Source organism: Klebsiella sp. FDAARGOS_511, from assembly GCF_003812845.1.
Lineage (GTDB): Bacteria > Pseudomonadota > Gammaproteobacteria > Enterobacterales > Enterobacteriaceae > Klebsiella > Klebsiella grimontii.
Genome location: NZ_CP033824.1, coordinates 2,476,890 through 2,497,021, shown reverse-complemented (window position 1 = coordinate 2,497,021; position 20,132 = coordinate 2,476,890). Strand labels below are relative to the sequence as shown.

Sequence of the window (20,132 nt, the reverse complement as noted above, 5' to 3'; positions counted from 1 at the left end):
TAATTAATGCGCCTGACCCTTCTCAATACCGATACCGGTCTGCGAACGGATAAACTGGGCGCGGAACCGCTCGCGCTCGCGCAATCCTTCTTCTGAGCTATCGGTGGCGGAGAAGAACCAGATACCGACAAAGGCAATGGCGATAGAGAACAGCGCCGGATATTCATATGGGAATACCGCCTTTTCGTGGCCGAGGATCTGTACCCAGATAGTCGGGCCGAGGATCATCAGAATCACCGCGGTCAGCAGACCCAGCCAGCCGCCAATCATCGCCCCGCGGGTGGTCAGCTTCGACCAGTACATCGACAGCAGGATAATCGGGAAGTTACAGCTGGCGGCGATGGAGAATGCGAGACCGACCATAAAGGCGATGTTCTGATTCTCGAACAGGATGCCAAGTAGAATCGCCACTACGCCAAGGATCAGCACGGTAATCTTCGACACCTTCAGTTCCTGACGTTCGGTCGCGCCTTTACGGAACACGTTCGCGTACAGGTCGTGAGAGACCGCCGAAGCGCCCGCCAGCGTCAAACCGGCCACCACCGCCAGAATGGTAGCGAAGGCGACGGCCGAGATAAAGCCGAGGAACAGATTGCCGCCGACCGCGTCCGCCAGATGCACCGCTGCCATGTTGTTGCCGCCGATAAGCTGCCCGGCCGCATCTTTGAACGCCGGATTCGCCCCCACCAGCATGATGGCGCCGAAACCGATGATAAAGGTCAGAATATAGAAGTAGCCCATAAAGCCGGTGGCGTAAAACACGCTCTTACGCGCTTCTTTGGCGTCGCTCACGGTGAAGAAACGCATCAGAATATGCGGCAGGCCCGCAGTACCGAACATCAGCCCGAGACCGAGCGATAGCGCTGATATCGGGTCTTTCACCAGCCCGCCTGGGCTCATAATCGCCGCGCCTTTCGGGTGGACCGCCATCGCTTCGGTGAACAGATTATTGAAGCTGAAGCCGACGTGCTTCATCACCATAAAGGCCATAAAGCTGGCGCCGAACAGCAGCAGGACCGCTTTGATAATCTGCACCCAGGTAGTGGCGAGCATGCCGCCGAAGAGGACGTAAAGCACCATCAGCACGCCGACCAGGACGACCGCAATGTGGTAGTTGAGGCCAAACAGCAGTTGGATAAGCGTACCTGCGCCGACCATCTGGGCGATCAGATAGAGCGCCACTACCACTAGCGAACCGCAGGCGGAGAGGGTGCGAATCGGCCCCTGTTTAAGACGATAGGACGCCACGTCGGCAAACGTATAGCGCCCGAGGTTACGCAGGCGTTCGGCGATCAGGAATAAAATAATCGGCCAGCCGACGAGGAAGCCGAGCGAGTAGATCAACCCATCGTAGCCGGAGGTGTAAACCAGCGCGGAAATGCCGAGGAACGAGGCCGCAGACATAAAGTCGCCGGCAATCGCCAGCCCGTTCTGGAAACCGGTGATATTGCCGCCCGCGGTGTAGTAATCGCTGCGCGAACGTACGCGTTTTGACGCCCACCAGGTGATATAGAGCGTCAGGGCGACGAATATCAGGAACATGATAATCGCCTGCCAGTTAGTCGGCTGGCGCTGTACCGCGCCGGTAATAGCATCCGCGGCATTGGCGGTAAAAGGGAGCGTGGCGGCGAGCGCCGTCAGGACTTTCTTCATGATGCTTTAACCTCGCTGAGAATGCTCTTCGTCAGCCGATCAAATTCACCATTTGCCCGCCAGACGTATATTCCGGTTAATACGAAAGAGATAACGATCACGCCGATACCAATCGGAATACCCCGGGTGACGCTGGTGCCCGCATGCAGCGGCGTGCCCAGCCAGCCGGGGGCGAAGGCGATAAGCAGAATAAAGCCCACATAAATCACCAGCATAATCAGTGACAGGATGGCGGCAAACCTTTGCCGGGCTGCAACAAGTTCCTTAAAATGCGCACTATTTTCTATCCGCTGACAAATCTGATCGTTCATCGTAGCGTCTCCAGAGGTTCCCTTTTGTCATTCACGCGCCGGTCGTCGGCAACACTCATCCGCCCGGCAGTTAACTGTCGGGAATCCGCCTGTTTACCGCTTTCCTGCTACCTGAAATCCTTCGGGAGTATGTATTTATATCCTCTCCCCCGAAGAGGAGAGGGTGTAGGGGATCGGTTGGTTTACGATGGCATCGTGATGGCCTGCTTCTCTTCGAGCAGTTTCTCCACCACGCCCGGATCGGCAAGCGTTGAGGTATCGCCGAGGTTACTGGTATCGCCCGCGGCAATTTTGCGCAGAATACGGCGCATGATTTTGCCCGAACGGGTTTTCGGCAAGGAATCGGTCCAGTGCAGCACGTCCGGCGTCGCCAGCGGACCAATCTCTTTACGAACCCAGTTGCGTACCTCGGCGTAGAGCTCCGGCGTTGGTTCCTCGCCATGGTTGAGGGTCACGTAGGCGTAGATGGCCTGGCCCTTAATATTATGCGGAATGCCGACCACCGCCGCTTCGGCGATTTTCGGATGCGACACCAGCGCCGATTCAATTTCAGCGGTCCCCAGACGGTGGCCGGAAACGTTCAGCACGTCATCGACGCGGCCGGTGATCCAGTAGTAGCCATCTTCGTCACGGCGCGCACCGTCGCCGCTGAAGTACATATTTTTAAAGGTGGAGAAGTAGGTCTGTTCGAAGCGTTCGTGGTCGCCAAACAGCGTGCGCGCCTGGCCCGGCCAGGAGTCGGCGATCGCCAGGTTGCCCCCGGTCGCGCCTTCCAGCGGTGTGCCTTCGTTATCGACCAGTACCGGCTGGACACCGAAGAAGGGACGCGTGGCGGAGCCGGCCTTCAGCTCGATGGCGCCGGGCAGCGGGGTGATCATAAAGCCGCCAGTTTCGGTCTGCCACCAGGTGTCCATCACAGGGCACTTCTCGTTGCCGATTTTCTTCCAGTACCACTCCCAGGCTTCCGGGTTAATCGGCTCGCCGACGGAACCGAGTATGCGCAGTGAAGAGCGGTCGGTGCCTTCGATGGCCTTATCGCCTTCCGCCATCAGCGCGCGGATCGCCGTAGGAGCGGTATAGAGAATGTTGACCTTATGCTTATCCACCACCTGGCACATGCGCGCCGGGGTCGGCCAGTTCGGTACGCCTTCGAACATCAGCGTCGTTGCGCCGCAGGCCAGCGGGCCGTACAGCAGGTAGCTGTGGCCGGTGACCCAGCCGACGTCGGCGGTGCACCAGTAGATGTCGCCCGGATGGTAGTCGAACACGTATTTAAAGGTCGAAGCCGCATAGACCAGGTAGCCGCCGGTGGTGTGCAGCACGCCTTTTGGCTTACCGGTGGAACCGGAGGTATAAAGGATGAACAGCGGATCTTCGGCGTTCATCTCTTCAGGCTGGTGTTCCACGCTGGCTTTCTCAATCAGATCGCTCCACCACTGGTCGCGCCCCTCCTGCCAGTCGATTTTGCCGCCGGTACGCTTGAGCACCACCACGTTTTCGATACTTTTGACGTTCGGATTCTTCAACGCGTCATCGACGTTCTTCTTAAGGGGGATCGCGCGACCGGCGCGCAATCCTTCATCAGCGGTGATCACCAGACGGGAGTTTGAATCGATGATTCGTCCGGCGACCGCTTCCGGCGAGAAGCCACCGAAAATCACCGAATGGATAGCGCCGATGCGGGCACAGGCCAGCATGGCCACCGCCGCTTCCGGCACCATCGGCATATAGATAGCGACCACATCGCCCTTTTTGATGCCGAGATCGAGCAGGACGTTGGCGAAGCGGCAGACATCGCGGTGTAGCTCGCGATAAGTGATGTTTTTGCTCTGGCTGGCGTCATCGCCCTCCCAGATGATGGCCGTCTGGTCGCCGCGCTCCGCCAGATGGCGATCGAGGCAGTTAGCGGCGAGGTTCAGCGTGCCGTCTTCGTACCATTTAATCGAAATATTGCCTGGCGCGAATGAGGTATTTTTCACGCGCGTGTAGGGTTTCATCCAGTCAAGGATTTTGCCCTGTTCGCCCCAGAAGGCATCAGGGTCGGTGACGGACTGTTGATACTGCGCCTGGTACTGTTCCGGGTTAATCAGGCAACGTTCCGCAATAGTAGCGGGAATAGGGTGTTTATGTATTTGGCTCATGGCTTTTTTTCTCCTGTAGGTTGTTAAATATATGTCAAATAAACGTTAATAGTAGGGGCTTTGGTGGCTTTGTTTGCTATTTGGGGGGCAGATCACGCAATAAATAAATTGAATGAAAAGCAATCAAATGAAACTTTTATGTGAAATAATTTCAGAAATGGATTAATAGAAGTTGAATATATTAAATATTTTTTATAACAAATACTTATGCAATATAAGGTGGGAATATTAGCGGGTTTATGCATAAAATCAGAGTAAACCGCTGTTCTTAAAGACTTGCGCAGCATGCCGTGCAAATGATACTGACATTGCGCGTTAAATAACCCTATAAAGCAACGCAACACAATTCATACCCCTTTCAGTGGGCGCCATTACCTCCTGGAATGGTGCCTTTCATCGAGGAAGTCTGTAGTGAAGAAAAAAACAAAAGTCAGCCTGGCCTGGCAAATTTTGCTGGCGCTGGTGCTGGGCATACTTCTGGGCAGTTACCTGCATTACCACGCCGAAAGCCGTGATTGGCTGATCTCGAATCTGCTGACCCCGGCGGGCGATATCTTTATCCATCTGATTAAAATGATCGTCGTACCGATCGTTATTTCGACCCTGGTGGTCGGTATTGCGGGCGTGGGCGACGCGAAGCAGTTGGGCCGTATCGGCGCGAAAACCATTATCTATTTTGAAGTGATCACCACGGTGGCTATCGTGCTGGGGATCACCCTGGCGAACGTCTTCCAGCCGGGGAGCGGGATCGATATGTCGCAGCTGGCGGCGGTGGATATTTCGAAGTATCAAAACACCACGGCGGAAGTGCAGAGCCACGCGCATGGCCTGATGGGCACCATCCTCTCGCTGGTGCCGACCAATATCGTGGCCTCGATGGCGAAAGGCGACATGCTGCCGATTATCTTCTTCTCGGTGCTGTTTGGTCTCGGCCTCTCCTCGCTGCCCGCTACCCACCGCGAACCGCTGGTTACGGTGTTCCGCTCTATCTCTGAAACCATGTTCAAAGTGACGCATATGGTGATGCGTTATGCTCCGGTTGGCGTGTTCGCGCTGATCTCGGTGACCGTGGCGACCTTCGGCTTCGCCTCGCTGTGGCCGCTGGCGAAGCTGGTGATTCTGGTTTACTTCGCGATCCTGTTCTTCGCGCTGGTGGTATTAGGCATCGTGGCGCGGGTTTGCGGGCTGAGCATCTGGACTCTGATTCGCATTCTGAAGGATGAGCTGATTCTGGCTTACTCTACCGCCAGCTCCGAGAGCGTGCTGCCGCGTATTATTGAGAAGATGGAAGCCTATGGCGCGCCGGCGTCGATCACCAGCTTCGTGGTGCCTACCGGCTACTCGTTTAACCTCGATGGCTCAACGCTGTATCAGAGCATTGCGGCGATCTTTATTGCCCAGTTGTACGGTATCGACCTCTCCATCTGGCAGGAAATTACCCTCGTGCTGACGCTGATGGTGACGTCGAAAGGGATTGCCGGCGTGCCGGGCGTCTCCTTCGTGGTGCTGCTGGCGACGCTGGGCAGCGTGGGTATTCCGCTGGAAGGTCTGGCCTTTATCGCCGGCGTTGACCGTATCCTCGATATGGCGCGTACCGCGCTGAACGTAGTGGGTAACGCGCTGGCGGTGCTGGTTATCGCCAAATGGGAACACAAATTTGACCGCAAAAAAGCGCTGGCGTACGAGCGTGAAGTGCTGGGTAAATTTGATAAAACGGCGCAATAAAACAGAAAGCCCGGTGACATCGCTCCGGGCTTTTTCTTATCTTTTACTGATCCTGTCGAACTCTTCACAGCCGGTATCAAACCCCTCCTGACAGCTCACGTTGAGCCAGTGCAGCGCTTTTTGCTTGTTTGGTTCGATAAAGCCTTTTTCTCCCTGCTGGAAAAGCATCCCGGCCCAGTACTCGGCGTAGCCGGTGCGGGAGAGGGCGGAGCTCTCTTTGAAATACTGCGTCGCTTTTACGTCATCCTCCGGCGGATGAACGCCGCTGGCGTAGATGAGCCCCAGCAGCATCTGGGCGTCGACGGCGGAGTCGCTCTCCGGATCCTGTGCGGCATGCTGTAACAGGGAGATGGCGTGCGAATAGTTCGGCGTACCGGCCTGCTGATTCACCAGCACCCGGGCGAGGACAATTTCTCCCGCCCTGCTGCCGGTTTTCACCGATTTTTCAGCCAGCGCTTTCGCCTGGAGATAGTCGGCCTGCTGCGGATTGCGGATTTTGAGCTGGGCCAGCAGCGCCAGGGCATCGCCGTCGCCGTTGTCCGCGGCTTTTTGCGCCCAGTATTCGGCCTGCGGAAAATCGCCGAAGCTAACGTAGGTATCCGCCAGGTAATACTGAGCGCGCGGGTCGCCCGCTTCGGCCTGCGCTTTGTACTGGCTGCCGGGTTCCATGGCACCTGCGGCGACGCTTGCTATCACCAGCAGTAAAGAGAGGTATTTCATTTTTTATTATCGGTAGAGGACATAGTGAGCAGTATAAAGGCAGGTGAAGGAGAAGAAAACGACGGGAACGAGTGGGGGAGACTCATGCTTTACCCGAATAATCGAGCGATCTGTTTCCTGGGTTGCGGCGTAAACGCCTTACCCGGGCTACGGATTGTGTAGCCCGGGCAGGTGTGAAGCACCGCCTCCGGGGAGGCGACCTGATTAGCCCATTGCGCTTTCGCGCAGGCGGGTTTTCAGCTTGTTGTACTCGTCAATCACGTACTGCTCGGCGGCCCGTTGGTCGGCAATCGGCTCAACGTTGACGGCGCAGTACTTGTACTCCGGCGTTTTGGTTATCGGGCTCAGATTCTCGGAAACCAGCTCGTTACAGGCGCCAATCCACCATTGGTAGGTCATATAGACCGCCCCTTTGTTCGGACGGTCGCTAACCTGCGCGCGGGTGATGATGCGGCCTTTACGCGAATTCACCCACACCAGCGCCTCATCCTCAATGCCCAGACGTTCGGCATCGGCGGTATTGATCTGCGCATAGCCCGGTTCATCTGCTAACGCGGCCAGCGCCGCACAGTTGCCGGTCATCGAACGGCACGAGTAGTGGCCGACTTCACGCACCGTCGACAGCACCATCGGATACTCGTCGGTGAGCTTGTCAATCGGCGCGACCCAGTCGCAGGTGAAGAACTGCGCCAGACCGTTCGGGGTATCGAACTTCTCTTTAAACAGATAAGAGGTCCCCTGGTCAGCGTCGGACTCATCGCGGCACGGCCACATGACGTAGCCCAGCTCGCCCATTTTCTCGTAGGTGGCGCCATAGAAATCCGGGCACAGATGACGCAACTCGTCCCAGATTTCCTGGGTGTTGTTGTAGTGCATCTTATAACCCATCCGGGTGGCGATTTCGCTGATGATCTGCCAGTCGGTTTTCAGGTCCCACTTCGGCTCTACCGCTTTAAAGAAGCGCTGGAAGCCGCGGTCCGCTGCGGTATAAACGCCTTCGTGCTCGCCCCATGAAGTGGAAGGCAGGATAACGTCGGCCGCTGAGGCGGTTTTGGTCATGAAAATATCCTGGACGATAACCAGTTCCAGATCGTCGAAAGCCTTACGCACGGCGGACAGCTCGGCATCGGTCTGCAGCGGATCTTCCCCCATGATGTACGCCGCCCGTACTTCGCCATGCGCCGCGCGGTGCGGCAGCTCGCTGATGCGGTAGCCGGTGTGCGCCGGCAGGCTGTCGACGCCCCAGGCTTTGGCGAACTTCTCGCGGTTTTCCGGGAACTTAACGTACTGATAGCCCGGATAGGTATCCGGCAGCGCGCCCATATCACAGGCGCCCTGAACGTTGTTCTGGCCGCGCACCGGGTTGACGCCGACGCTCGGCTTGCCGAGGTTGCCGGTGAGGATCGCCAGGCTGGTCAACGAACGTACGGTCTCCACGCCCTGGTAGAACTGGGTCACGCCCATGCCCCACAGGATAGCGGCGGATTTCGCGCTGGCGTACATCCGGGCGCAGGCGCGGATTTCCTGGGCGCTGACGCCGGTAATCGCTTCCACCGACTCCGGCGTATAGCCTTCGACGATTTTGCGATACTCTTCGAAGCCCTCGGAACGGCTGGCGACGAAGGATTTATCGTAAAGATCCTCTTCGATAATGACATGCCCGATGGCGTTGAGCAGCGCGATGTTCGAGCCGTTTTTCAGCGCAATGTGCATATCGGCGATGCGCGCGGTTTCGATTTTACGCGGATCGCAGACGATGATTTTCGCCCCATTGCGTTTGGCGTTAATCACGTGATTCGCCACAATAGGGTGTGAATCTGCCGGGTTATACCCGAAGATAAACACGAGATCGGTGTTGTCGATCTCGGTGATGGCATTACTCATAGCGCCGTTACCGACCGATTGGTGCAGACCTGCAACCGATGGGCCGTGTCAGACGCGAGCGCAGCAGTCGACGTTATTGGTACCAATAACGGCGCGCGCGAATTTTTGCATCACATAGTTGGTTTCGTTACCCGTCCCGCGGGACGAACCGGTAGTCTGAATCGCGTCCGGGCCATACTTCTCTTTAATGGCGCTAAGGCGAGTGGCGACGTAATCGAGCGCCTCATCCCAGGAGACGGATTCCAGCTTGCCGCCGCGCTGGCGACGGATCATCGGGGTTTTCAGGCGCGGGGTAAGGATCTGGGTATCGTTAATGAAGTCCCAGCCATAATAGCCTTTCAGACACAGGGTTCCCTGGTTGGTTTTCCCCTGTGCCGCCTCCGCCCGAACGATTTTGCCGTTATCGACCACCAGGTTGATTTTGCAACCTGATGCGCAATACGGGCAAACCGTGACGACTTTTTTCATCGGTCTTGCTCCAGTTAATCAATTGGCGCATACGCGCTATCGCGCCGTCACTATGCATCTTCTATGCCATGTTTTCATTGTGGGTATTGACTGATGATACGTTGTTTTTTTGGGCGAAATGCTGACGAAAAACAGCCTATCGTCAGTTTTGACGTGTCGACGCGAGAGGATGTGACGCGGGTCGGGCAGCCGGGACAGGCGCGCAGCACCGCCCCCGGAGAAGATCGCGGGGCAGCGCGCTTACAGGTATTGCTGGGCTAGTTTAAATACCGGCTTCTCGCCAGCGCCGCCGCGCCCTGGGCGCCGTTAAACGCTGAAGAGGAGGCGGCGATAAAGCGAACGGCCTGATACGGCAGCGGACGGCGAACGTAGGTTTTGACCATCGCGATTAAGGCGTCGCGCGGGAAGGCGGGCATATCCATCACCCCGCCGCCGAGGATCACCGCATCGGGATCGAACAGGTTGATGCTGGTGGCGATGGCGCGAGCGGCGTGGTTTAGCAACGTCTGGACAAACGGCTCCCGCGCAGCGTGGACGAACAGCTCGCCCAGTTCGTACGCTCGAGGTTGCTGTTCATACCAGCGCTTGAGCGCAATGCCGGAGCAAACGGTTTCCAGACAGGCGGGGTTGCCGCAGGCGCAGGTGAGGGCGTCATTGCCCTGCGGAATATGCCCCAGCTCGCCCGCCACGCCGTGCGCGCCGGTCCACGGCCCGCCGTTGAGCCAGACCGCGAAGCCCATGCCGGTGCCGAGATAGGCCGCTAGTACCTCCTGCTCCTGCAGGCCATTCTCCTGCACATCAAAAGAGAGCTGCAGATTGACATCGCGGGAAAACTCCACCGGGCAGCATAGCGCCGCTTCCAGCCGGTCGGCCAGATTATAGAGGTCGTCGGCGGCGAGAGGCAGATTAGGCGTGGAGATAATCGTCCGCTTGTCTTTTGCCACCAGCGCCGGGAACCCCATCACCAGCCCGCAGCAATGGGCGTCGTGCAGGGTCAGCTGCTGCTGCAACAGGTTTTTAATGCCATTGACCAGGCCGTCGGCGCTAATTACATCAGCGGTGCGCCGCTTTTCGCAGTGCAGCGCTTCGCCCTGCGCGGTTTGCAGGCAAAGGCGGATATGGGTCGCGCCCATATCCACACCCGCGACGACGTTACGCTGTTTTTGCATGAGGCAGTACCTCGTGTTTCGCCGCCAGGATCTGCTCTGCCATGATCTGCCACGCGTCTTCAATCTTATCAGCATGGTTAAAGAGGCCTGAGGTGCCGACGATAAACACGTCCGCGCCCGCCGCCATCAGCTTTTGATAGGTGGCTTTATTGCAGGAACCGTCGATTTCGATCTCGTAGCTCAGCCCCTCGCGCTCGCGCCAGGCTTTCAGTTCGGCGATTTTTTCCAGCATCTCCGGGATAAACGGCTGCCCGGCGAAGCCCGGATCGACGGTCATCACCGTGATTTTGTCGGCTTTATGGATGTAGTACTTCATGGCTTCGACCGGGGTTTCCGGGTTGAGGATCAGCCCGACCTTCATGCCGTGGCGGCGGATCTCTTCGATCAGGCGGAAGGCCTGGCCGTTAATCGTTTCCGGATGCAGAGTGATAAAATCCGCCCCTGCCTGCGCCAGTTGGCTAATGTAGTCCTGCGGACGGGTGACCATCAGGTGGCAGTCCAGCGGCTTGCTGGCCAGCTTTTTCACCTGGCCGACGAAAAACGGCGACAGGGTCAGGTTCGGTACAAAATGACCGTCCATAATGTCGATGTGGAAATAGTCTGCGTGCTGGTCGATAAACTCGATCTGTTCTTTGAATTTCAGCAGATCCATACACATTAAAGAGGGAGCAATTTTCATTATAAATTCCTTACTTACTGATAAGACGGTCGAGGGCGACAGCCGCGATGATTAACCCGCCCATTACCACCAGCTGGTAGTAGGTTTGTACTTGCAGAATGTTCAGTCCGTTATTGATGGTGCCGATAATCAGGCCGCCGATGACCACCGAGAAGATGCGTCCTTTACCGCCGAAGAAGCTGGTGCCGCCGATGATGGCGCTGGCGATGGCGTAGGTTTCAAAGCCCATCCCCGCCAGCGGTTCCGCCGCGCCGAGACGCGCGGTGGAGACCACGCCCGCCAGCCCGGCGCAAACGCCGGAAATAATGAACACCAGCAGCATGTGGAATTTGACGTCGATACCGGAGTAGAAAGCGGAGTTCTTGTTGCCGCCCAGCGCGTAGATGTTGCGGCCCACGCGCATGCGGGTGGTCAGGAACCAGAGGATCACCGCCACAATCAGCGAGAAAATCACCGGAACCGGTATACCCAGCGGCGTGGCGGCGAAGAAGTTAACGAAATCAAACGAGAAGCCGTATACCGAGTTGGCATCGGAAATCACCAGGGTGATACCGCGAAAGATAGCGTTGGTGCCGAGGGTAATAATGAACGGGTGCAGGCCGGTCCAGTTGACCAGACAGCCGTTGATGGCGCCCAGCGCGCCGCCGACCAGCACGCCGCCAATCAGCGCCGCGAGGAACGGATCGACGCCCGCCAGCATTAACTTAGCGGTGACCATCCCGGAGAGCGCGAGGATCGCCCCGACCGACAGATCGATCCCGGCGACGAGGATCGCGAAGAATTCGCCCATGCCGATCAGGACGGTGACCGAACTTTGGACGAAGATCTGTGTAATGTTGTTGGTCGTCAGGAAGTACTCTGACGATAGGGTGCCGAAGATGGCGACAATAATGGCGAGGATAAAAAAGGTGCCGTATTTATCCCAGAACAGCGCGAAGTTAAACGGTTTTTTCTCGTCCATATCGCCTTTCACTCTTGTGGTAGTGCCCATGCCATAATCTCCTCTTCGCTCAAGTCGTCGCGATTGGTCAGGATTTGCGTCAGTCGCCCTTCGCAGAACACGGCAATGCGGTCGCAGACGGCGATAATTTCAGGTAGTTCGGATGACACCATCAGGATGACTTTTCCGTCATCGGCCAGCTGGCGCATCACTTTATAAATTTCGGCTTTCGCACCGACGTCGATACCGCGCGTCGGCTCGTCAAAAATGATCACTTCGGGGCTGCAGCACAGCCATTTGGAAATCAGCACCTTCTGCTGGTTGCCGCCGGAAAGCTCGGTGATGTTCTGATCGACCGAATGGCACTTCAGCGCCAGCAGTTTGCGCTGCTCTTCCGCCGTTTTGCGTTCGTCGCCTTCGCGGAACAGCCCCATAGCCCCTTTGTAGCCGCCACGCTTCAGGCTCTGGCTGACCGCCATGTTCTGAGCGATGGAAAAATTGGGGAAAAAGCCGTTTTCCCGGCGGCTTTCGGTGATGTAGCCCATCCCTTTTTTTAAGGCGTCCAGCGGCGAGCGGGGGGAGATCGCTTTGCCGTTGAGATAAATTTCACCGCCGCTACGCTTATCAACCCCAAACAGGCAGTCCATGAGCTCCGTGCGCCCGGAGCCGACCAGCCCGGCGAAGCCGAGAATTTCGCCGCGATTCACGCTGAACGAGATATCGCGTACCTTTTTCTTGTCATGGCTGGTGACGTTTTTCACTTCGAATACCGTCTCGCGGACGATATTGCCGGTGCTCTCTTTCATGGCGTTAAAGCGGTTTTGCAGCTCGCGGCCGACCATCAGGCGTACGATGTCGTCGTTATTCACTTCGCTGACCATTCCGCTGCAGACGCTGCTGCCGTCTTTCATCACCGTATAGCGGTCGCAGATGCGGCGTATTTCCGCTAGCTTGTGCGAGATATAGACAATGGCGGTGCCCTCTTTACGCAGCTGGTTCATGATCAGGAACAGATAGTCCACCTCTTTATTGGTCAGTGAGGAGGTCGGTTCATCCATGATCAGCACTTTGGCGTCGAGCATCAGCGTTTTGGCGATTTCCAGCATCTGCTTGTGGCTGATGGAGAGATTGGCCACCTTTTCGTCTAAGTCGATCTTCAGCCCGACGCGCAGCAGCATCATCGCCGCCCGCACGCGCATTTCTTTCCAGTCGATCACGTTGACGCCGCAGACTTTTTTCGTCAGATGGCGGCCAATATATAAATTCTCCAGCACCGTTAATTCATCAATGACGCTGAGCTCCTGATAAATAATGCCGATGCCGAGCTGGGCCGCTAATTTATGGTCCAGCTTGTCGTAGTTCACGTTATTAATGGTAATGGTGCCTTTGGTCGGTTCATGGATTCCCGACAATACTTTCATCAGCGTTGATTTACCGGCACCATTTTCCCCTAATAACGCATGTATTTCGTGCGGGTAAATAGTTAAATCAACCGATTTTAATGCGTGAACCGGGCCAAAGGATTTGCCGATCCCCGCCATTGAAATATATGGCGTGAGCATAGAAAATTTCCTTCATTACCTCTGCATGAATGCCCCTCTCCCAAAGGAAGAGGGGGGGCAGACCTATTTCGTCACCAGAATGGAATCCACCAGCGTAAACTGAGGGGCTTTATCCAGCGGGATCACCTTGCCGCTCTTCTCGGCATCGACCATCAGCTTCAGGCCCGTCGCGCCAATATCTGCCGGGTTCTGCGCGATAGTGGCGGTCATCTGTCCGGCTTCGACCATTTTGCGCGCTTCCGGAATACCGTCGGTACCGACCACCAGCACCTTGCCGGTTTTGCCGGCGTTGGCGACGGCCTGGGCGACGCCCATCGCCATGGTGTCGTTGGCGCAGTAAATCGCTTTAACGTTCGGGTTACGCTGCAGCACGTTCGTGGCGACGTCCAGCGCTTTAATACGGTCCCAGTCGGCGGGCTGGCTGGCCACTAGCTTGATCTGGCTCGCTTTTTTGAAGGCCTCGGTGGCGCCATTGCGGCGAGCTTCACCGGAGGCGTTACCGGCTTTACCTTCGATAATCGCCACTTCGCCGCCTTCCGCACCCAGCTTGTCGATAATAAACTCCGCGCCTTTTGCCCCGACCGCCACGTTATCGGTGGTGACAAAACCTTCAACGTTGCCGCCGGCTTTCTTCAGGTTATCCATATCGATTTTTTCATCGAGGTTGACCAGATAGATGCCTTTTTTCCAGGCTTTGGCCACCGGCATCACCAGGTTTACCGAGGAGAGCGGCGCAAAGGCGATACCTTTGTAGTTTTTGTTGCTCAGGTCTTCAAACAGCTGCAGCTGCGACTGAAAATCCCCTTCAGAAGGAGAAGCAAAAATATCGACGCTCACGCCCAGCGTTTTGGCTTCGTCTTCAATCCCTTTTTTCATATCCACCCAAAACGGATTGGATAAAGTTTTTAAAACCACAGCATAATCGGCGGCGGCAAAGGCGCTGGTGGATAACATTACGCCCATGAGCGTGCCGCTGAAAAGTTTCAGATATTTATTCATGGCAGTATTCTCAGTGTAGGATACAGTTATATTGATCCCACCAACGTGGGATCGGTTTTTTTATTTAAGCGCGCCGGGTGAAAAGAAATTAACAATCGCGCCGGTTTTTCGCATATTTAAATTCGCTTGTTCAATATTCAGCTGGGCAACGGAAACAAAAAATGCATCTAATAATGTGAGTTGTAATATACGCGCTGAGGCGTTACGGCCTAATAAAGGCGTCTCTGGTGCTGGCGAACAAATAATAAAATCAGCTAATTTGGCAATCGGTGAATGATAGCTATGGGTGATACAAATAATTTTTGCGCCATTCTTTTTCGCCAGCTCCACCGCTGATTTGATATCGCTGGTGCGCCCGGAGTGCGAGACCACCAGTACCACATCGCCTTCCTTCAGTAGCGAGGCGGACATCATCATGATATGTGCGTCCGGGTAGGCCTGGCAGCGCACGCCGATGCGTAAAAACTTATGCTGCACGTCCGCGCAGATGGCGTTTGAACCGCCCGCGCCGTACAGGTCGCGCTGGTTGGCCTGGGCGAAAAAGCGCGCCGCGCGATGAATTTCGTCGACGTTCACGATCGACTGGCCTTCCATAATGGTGCGCAGGGTGATGTTGAACACCTTATTCACCACATCCTGCGGCGCTTCATCAAAAGAGAGCTCAGTCGGCAGGACCTGCTCAGACTGCGAAAAATAGGCTTCCAGCGCGCTGCGCAGATTACGAAAACCGCTAAAACCGAGCAGTTTAGAGACCTTAACGATCATGGCCTCTGACACCGACAGCGCCTCTGCGACGTCCTTAATGGCCGGCGCATCGCTCAGATTGCCGGGGGTAAGCAACCATTCGACGATGCGGCTTTCATTTTCGGTCATCCCTTCCTGCTTCATGCGAAGCCAGGGGGCAAGGCCGATACCGTTGGGGAGCGAACTGGATTCTGACTGATTCATCGCTTTCTCATTGTCCATAAAATGAAGACGTCACTATATCACCACAGGCAAAACAGAAAAGATACTATCAACTTCACAAATTTTATATTTTTATAAAGTATTATCTATTGTGAAGTTTAAGGGAGGTTGGTTTTTCGTTGAATTATTTATTATTTGTTAATTATCAATCAATTATGTTGTTTTCCCTGTTGGTTTTAATGGGTGGTAATTTGAGGGGAAAGAACGATGACGCTTGATTTGTGAAATTACAGCGTGTAGAACAGGCCCTGGCTGCGGTGTTTTTGACGCTTATTTGGCCGATAAATGCCGTTTAAATCACAACATAAAGCATTTTCGTAAAGTGACTAACAGGCGAGGCTAGGTATGAAAAGGATTGCAATTGGCTGCGATCATGTTGGGTTTATCCTAAAAGACGATATTGTGTTGCATCTGCGTCAGCGCGGAATGGAGGTGGTGGATAAAGGCGCATGGTCAACGGAACGCACCGATTATCCGCGCTATGCCAGCGCCGTCGCGCAGGCGGTTGCCGCCGGCGAAGTTGACGGCGGGATTCTGATCTGCGGCACCGGCGTCGGCATCTCCATTGCCGCCAATAAGTACCCCGGGATTCGCGCGGTGGTTTGCAGCGAGCCCTACTCGGCTCAGCTATCACGCCAGCATAATGACACCAACGTTCTGGCCTTTGGCGCCAGGGTGATCGGCCTTGAACTGGCGAAAATGATCGTTGATGCCTGGCTGAGCGCCGAATTCGAGGGCGGACGCCATCAGGGGCGGGTGGACGCCATCGGCGCGATTGAACAGCAGCGGATTTGAGATTCCTCCGCTACTCGCCGCGATAGCCCTTGATTAACGTAGAGCCAGCCCCCTGATGAGACTGGCTTTATGAAACGTTACTCTACTACTTTGCTTTTCTGCGCTCTTTCCTTCGCCAGCCAGCTGGCGCACGCTGATATTATTGACGATGCGATCGGCAATATTCAGCAGGCCATTAATGACGCTTATCAACCCAACGGCAACCGTTCCGATGATGAGGATTATGATGATGGGCGCTATCAGGGCAGCCGTCAGCAAAACGCCGATCGCCAGCGGCAGTATGACGATCAACGGCGACAGCTGGAAGATCGTCGCCGCGAACTTGATGAGCGTCAGCGCCAGCTGGACCGGGACCGCCGTCAGTTGGAAAGCGACCAGCGCAGGCTGGATGATGATTATTGATGCGGCGCGACCCGCGGCGGAAGTCGGGGAATTATCAGCCCCATAATCATGCCGGACAGCAGCGCCGAGAGAAGTAACAGCGGGATTAAATAGAAAAACATCGGCATAAAGGCGCCGATTGTGCCGCAGCAGATGGCCGTTATCACAACGGCCGCGATTCCCCCTGTTAATAAACGCCAAAACCAGTGGCGATAAACGTTACCAGACAGAACGGCCATAAAAATACCGGTTAACAATGCGGGCAGAAAGCCGACAATCCAGGTAAGAAATACGATCTCCGGAAGATGCCTGAAGATGCTGAAAAACGAGCTTCCCTTAGGGAAAAAAAGAAGTATCGGCAGCGGTATAAATGGCCCAAAGCCGGCAAACCAGCCGGCATGATGTAGAACTCGTCGTGTTGTGGTCACAGGATTCCCTTCAGATAGTTAAGTCCGCAGGGAAGATAGTGAGGTTAAGTGAAGAGACGATGAAGTTTGGTTAATCCAGCACAATCTCCATGCCGTCAAATCCCGCTTCAAATCCCGCAGGCAGAGAATTTTCCATCATCCATGCATCGAACTGGTGGCTGATATGGGTAAGTATCACCCGCGGGCAGCCGATGACCTCGTTAATAGCTCGCACGGTGTTGAGATCGCAGTGATTGCGTGGGGTCTGCGGGCGCGGCTCGTGGCTGCAGTCGATGATGATAAGCTGCGGTCGGTTGTTAAGCAGGAACTTGAGGGTTTTTTCCGGCAGGGCGGCGGTGTCGGACAGCCAGGCGACCCGGCTATGGGCCGATTCCAGCAGGTAGCCGAAAGTGAGCTTTGAGTGATTCAGCGGCAGCGGCGTAACGCGCAATCCCTGAAGTTCAAACATCACGAATGGCTCAACGGTATGGCTGAAATCAAGCAGGCCCGGATGCCTGAACAGGTCATCGCAGCCCTGTTCATCGGGCGGGCCGTAAACCGCAATCGCTTCGCCTACGCCCCAGCGCAGGGGGAACAGGCCCTGCACGTGATCCATATGATAATGGGTGAGCAGAAACTGCTGAAAGCTGCCGGCGGGCCACCGCTCCAGCAGATCCGGCAGCCCGGCATCGAGCAGCGTCACCGCGTTGTTGAACTTCACCGCCGCGCTACAGGGGCGACGGCGATGCGCGTCGTCGGCGCGGGCGCGGCGGCAGGCGCGGCAGGCGCAGCCGAAAACCGGCACCAGCTGCGCGCCGCCGGTGCCGGTCAAGCGGATCGTCAGGCTCATATTTTTTCCTCGTCTCAGGCAATTTGCTGCTCGTGTCGGTTGCCGTGAACGCGAATCAGCGAGACCAGCGCATCCACCGACTGGCTCAGGCGGCCATCGTTATTCAGGGTCAAACATGCGCTCGGCGTATAGCGCGCCGCGCGCTCCAGCCGCTGGGCGATTTCCGTCTCGTTCTCCCTTCCGCGCTGCTCCAGGCGCTGTCGCAGCACCTCCGGCGAGACCTGCAAACAGATGGGCAGTAGGGCGTCGGCATAGCGCGTCTGCGCCTGCGCCAGGTGGGCGCGGGAGCCGTTAGCGACCACGTTAAACCCGGCGTGCAGCCACAGGTCAATCTCGATACCGATGCCATAGTAATTATTGTTAGCGTGCCAGCTAAGGGCAAACAGATGCTGCTCGGCGCGGGTAAAAAACTCATGCTCGCTGAGGGCGATATGGTTTTCACAGCCCGCGTTGTGCGGGCGGGTAATGTAGCGGTGCGCCACCAGCAGCTGGGGATGTTCTCGCTGGCGCAGCGCCGCCAGCAGGCTGTCTTTGCCGGAGCCGGACGGACCGACCAGCCAAATCAGTTTCCCTGTCATCAGAAGACCCTCTTGCCTTGCCGCCAGACGTGGTCAATATGGATATGCTCGCCGTGACGGCGCGCCAGCACCAGGTCCGCCCGCTTACCTTCGGCAATCTCCCCGCGGTCGTGCAGCCCCAGCGCCTGGGCCGGGTTTTTGCTCACCAGACGAATGGCCTGCGCGAGGGTAAAGGCGTTGCCCTCGTCGTCGGCGATGCGAAAAGCGGCATCCAGCAGGCTGGCGGGATAATAGTCGGAGGAGAGAATGTCCAGCAGGCCGCTGGCCGCCAGATGGTGGGCGGCGACGTTCCCCGAGTGCGAACCGCCGCGTACGATATTCGGCGCGCCCATCAGAACGTTCATCCCGTGCTGGCGCGACGCCTGAGCTGCGGCGATCGTGGTGGGAAATTCGGCGATGACGCTGCCAAGCTGGCGCGATTCGAGCACATGTTCGCAGGTGGCGTCATCGTGGCTGGCCAGCGCGATATTTCGCTCGCGACAGATGGCGGCGATGCGCTGCCGGTTAGGCTGAGACCAGGCCGCCGCCAGCGCCATCTGTTCCTCTTCGAATTTGTCCATCTCTTCGTTGGTCAGGTGATATTTGCCCTGATAATAGTCGCGGTATTTGCTGCGGTCGGCATACTGGCGCTGGCCAGGGGAGTGATCCATCAGGGAGACCATGCTCACCGGCTCGCGGCCAACCAGCTTCTCAAACAGCGGCAGGGTGGTGTGATGCGGCAGTTCGCAGCGAAGATGCAGCCGATGCTCAGCGCGGTTGAGGCCGCGCTTCTGCGTCTCTTCCACGGCGTTGATCATTTTTTCGAGATTTTCCAGGCGATCGCCGCCGTCGCGCACATCGCCAATAGCCACGGCATCCAGCACGGTGGTGATGCCGCTGGCGACCATCAGCGCGTCGTGGCTGCTCATCGCCGAGTGGGCGGGCCAGTTCACTTTCGGTCGCGGGGTGAAAAACTTGTCCAGGTTGTCGGTATGCAGCTCGATAAGCCCCGGCAGAAGCCAGCCGCCCTCTCCATCGATGGCCTCCGCCAGTCGGCTCTGGCTTTCGGCAAAGGCCGAAATTCTGCCGTCCTGGACTTCCAGCGAACCGTTAACCACCTCGTCTTCGAGGACCAGCTTTACGTTATTAATAATCATGCTGAAATCCCCATCGGGTGCAGACGGTCGGCGACCTGGTTGCGTGTGGCCTCGTCGTGGAAAATACCGACGATCGCCGCGCCGCGGGCTTTAGCTTCGAGAATCAACGCCACCACCGCGGCGCTGTTATTAGCGTCCAGCGAGGCGGTGGGTTCGTCGAGAAGCAAAATCGGGTAGTCGACCGCGAAGCCGCGGGCGATGTTAACCCGCTGCTGTTCACCGCCGGAAAAGGTTGAGGGGGCGAGGTGCCACAGGCGTTCGGGGACGTTCAGGCGCGTCAGCAGGCGGGCGGCTTTCGCGGCACTCTCTTCGCGCGGGGCGCCCAGTTCGAGCAGCGGTTGCATCACCACGTCGAGGGCGGAGATACGCGGGATCACCCGTAGAAACTGACTAACCCAGCCGATAGTGGTTTTGCGCACTTCCAGCACTTTGCGCGGCGTTGCGGTAACCAGGTCGACCCATTCGTCGCCGTGGCGAATATGAATGTGGCCGCTATCGGGGAGATAGTTGGCGTACAGCGAGCGCAGCAGGGTCGATTTGCCGCTGCCGGAGTGGCCGTGCAGCACCACGCATTCGCCGGCATTCACGGTCAGCGAGGCGTCGGCGAGGACCGGCAGACGCGCGCCGTGCTGCTGGTGCAGAACAAAGGTTTTATGAATATTTTCAACGCGGATGGCGTTCATTTTTAGCCTCATCGTGCCTGAATTTCCCCGGATCGCGGCGTAAACGCCTTATCCGGGCTACCTGATGCATTAATTCACGAAGCGC

The 20,132-nt window shown here is 56.7% G+C and carries 20 protein-coding genes; 4 read left to right on the top strand and 16 right to left on the bottom strand.

All coding sequences use genetic code 11. From position 1 onward, the window contains the following. Window positions 1-3: 3 nt before the first annotated feature. From actP to acs, 3 genes are all read right to left on the bottom strand, one after another. Window positions 4-1,653 (bottom strand): cation/acetate symporter ActP, encoded by a 1,650-nt coding sequence (gene actP, locus EGY08_RS12995; RefSeq protein WP_123828566.1) that lies wholly within the window; start codon window positions 1,651-1,653, stop codon window positions 4-6. Further along, a complete protein-coding gene (locus tag EGY08_RS12990; RefSeq protein ID WP_004127871.1) occupies window positions 1,650-1,964 on the bottom strand; it encodes a DUF485 domain-containing protein in 315 nt (104 codons plus the stop codon). Before EGY08_RS12990 ends, actP begins: the two co-directional genes overlap by 4 nt. A gap of 182 nt (window positions 1,965-2,146) precedes the next feature. Then, complete coding sequence (gene acs / locus EGY08_RS12985; protein ID WP_123828565.1) at window positions 2,147-4,105, bottom strand: acetate--CoA ligase; 1,959 nt, start codon at window positions 4,103-4,105, stop codon at window positions 2,147-2,149. A gap of 411 nt (window positions 4,106-4,516) precedes the next feature. Here acs and gltP point away from each other — a divergent pair, with 411 nt between their 5' ends. Then, window positions 4,517-5,830, top strand: a complete 1,314-nt coding sequence (gene gltP, locus EGY08_RS12975) for a glutamate/aspartate:proton symporter GltP (RefSeq protein ID WP_004109428.1) — start codon at window positions 4,517-4,519, stop codon at window positions 5,828-5,830. Between the two features lie 36 nt (window positions 5,831-5,866). Here the strand turns inward: gltP and EGY08_RS12970 are convergent, their stop codons facing one another. Both EGY08_RS12970 and fdhF read right to left on the bottom strand, forming a co-directional pair. Continuing rightward, window positions 5,867-6,550 (bottom strand): tetratricopeptide repeat protein, encoded by a 684-nt coding sequence (locus EGY08_RS12970; protein ID WP_004127875.1) that lies wholly within the window; start codon window positions 6,548-6,550, stop codon window positions 5,867-5,869. 204 nt (window positions 6,551-6,754) lie between these two features. Continuing rightward, window positions 6,755-8,902 carry a formate dehydrogenase subunit alpha gene (gene fdhF / locus EGY08_RS12965; protein ID WP_077598887.1) on the bottom strand — a complete coding sequence of 716 codons (2,148 nt, stop codon included), beginning with the start codon at window positions 8,900-8,902 and terminating at the stop codon, window positions 6,755-6,757. Between the two features lie 93 nt (window positions 8,903-8,995). Here fdhF and EGY08_RS30775 point away from each other — a divergent pair, with 93 nt between their 5' ends. Further along, window positions 8,996-9,163 (top strand): hypothetical protein, encoded by a 168-nt coding sequence (locus EGY08_RS30775; RefSeq protein WP_157262004.1) that lies wholly within the window; start codon window positions 8,996-8,998, stop codon window positions 9,161-9,163. Here EGY08_RS30775 and alsK read toward each other — a convergent pair. The 6 genes from alsK to EGY08_RS12935 all read right to left on the bottom strand — a co-directional run bounded on the left by alsK (window position 9,160) and on the right by EGY08_RS12935 (window position 15,199). Further along, on the bottom strand, window positions 9,160-10,071 hold the full coding sequence (alsK, locus tag EGY08_RS12960; RefSeq protein WP_123828563.1) for an allose kinase: 912 nt from the start codon (window positions 10,069-10,071) through the stop codon (window positions 9,160-9,162). The genes EGY08_RS30775 and alsK overlap by 4 nt on opposite strands. Beyond that, window positions 10,055-10,750 (bottom strand): D-allulose 6-phosphate 3-epimerase, encoded by a 696-nt coding sequence (alsE, locus tag EGY08_RS12955; protein WP_004127884.1) that lies wholly within the window; start codon window positions 10,748-10,750, stop codon window positions 10,055-10,057. The genes alsK and alsE overlap by 17 nt, the downstream gene beginning before the upstream one ends. 10 nt (window positions 10,751-10,760) lie before the next feature. Continuing rightward, window positions 10,761-11,741, bottom strand: a complete 981-nt coding sequence (alsC, locus tag EGY08_RS12950) for a D-allose ABC transporter permease (RefSeq protein ID WP_004127887.1) — start codon at window positions 11,739-11,741, stop codon at window positions 10,761-10,763. After that, window positions 11,720-13,252 (bottom strand): D-allose ABC transporter ATP-binding protein AlsA, encoded by a 1,533-nt coding sequence (gene alsA, locus EGY08_RS12945; RefSeq protein WP_004127889.1) that lies wholly within the window; start codon window positions 13,250-13,252, stop codon window positions 11,720-11,722. The genes alsC and alsA overlap by 22 nt, the downstream gene beginning before the upstream one ends. A 63-nt stretch (window positions 13,253-13,315) precedes the next feature. Then, window positions 13,316-14,251 carry a D-allose transporter substrate-binding protein gene (gene alsB / locus EGY08_RS12940; RefSeq protein ID WP_004127900.1) on the bottom strand — a complete coding sequence of 312 codons (936 nt, stop codon included), beginning with the start codon at window positions 14,249-14,251 and terminating at the stop codon, window positions 13,316-13,318. Between the two features lie 60 nt (window positions 14,252-14,311). Next, window positions 14,312-15,199, bottom strand: coding sequence for a MurR/RpiR family transcriptional regulator (locus EGY08_RS12935; protein ID WP_004127904.1), 888 nt, complete (start codon window positions 15,197-15,199; stop codon window positions 14,312-14,314). 363 nt (window positions 15,200-15,562) lie between these two features. Between EGY08_RS12935 and rpiB the strand changes: the two genes are divergently transcribed. Further along, entirely contained in the window at window positions 15,563-16,012 is a 450-nt protein-coding gene (gene rpiB, locus EGY08_RS12930) for a bifunctional allose-6-phosphate isomerase/ribose-5-phosphate isomerase RpiB (RefSeq protein WP_004127907.1), read from the top strand. Window positions 16,013-16,081: 69 nt separating this feature from the next. Then, a complete protein-coding gene (yjdP, locus tag EGY08_RS12925) occupies window positions 16,082-16,414 on the top strand; it encodes a DDRRRQL repeat protein YjdP (RefSeq protein WP_004127911.1) in 333 nt (110 codons plus the stop codon). Here the strand turns inward: yjdP and EGY08_RS31075 are convergent. From EGY08_RS31075 to phnL, 5 genes are all read right to left on the bottom strand, one after another. Then, entirely contained in the window at window positions 16,408-16,632 is a 225-nt protein-coding gene (locus EGY08_RS31075) for a hemolysin XhlA family protein (protein ID WP_224326683.1), read from the bottom strand. The genes yjdP and EGY08_RS31075 overlap by 7 nt on opposite strands. A gap of 259 nt (window positions 16,633-16,891) precedes the next feature. Continuing rightward, entirely contained in the window at window positions 16,892-17,650 is a 759-nt protein-coding gene (gene phnP / locus EGY08_RS12915) for a phosphonate metabolism protein PhnP (protein ID WP_123828561.1), read from the bottom strand. Between the two features lie 14 nt (window positions 17,651-17,664). Then, window positions 17,665-18,228, bottom strand: coding sequence for a ribose 1,5-bisphosphokinase (gene phnN, locus EGY08_RS12910; protein WP_004127921.1), 564 nt, complete (start codon window positions 18,226-18,228; stop codon window positions 17,665-17,667). After that, window positions 18,228-19,364: an alpha-D-ribose 1-methylphosphonate 5-triphosphate diphosphatase gene (gene phnM / locus EGY08_RS12905; RefSeq protein WP_049114411.1), complete on the bottom strand. Its 1,137-nt coding sequence runs from the start codon at window positions 19,362-19,364 to the stop codon at window positions 18,228-18,230. Before phnM ends, phnN begins: the two co-directional genes overlap by 1 nt. Further along, window positions 19,361-20,047 (bottom strand): phosphonate C-P lyase system protein PhnL, encoded by a 687-nt coding sequence (gene phnL / locus EGY08_RS12900; protein WP_049114409.1) that lies wholly within the window; start codon window positions 20,045-20,047, stop codon window positions 19,361-19,363. Before phnL ends, phnM begins: the two co-directional genes overlap by 4 nt. Window positions 20,048-20,132 lie beyond the last annotated feature (85 nt).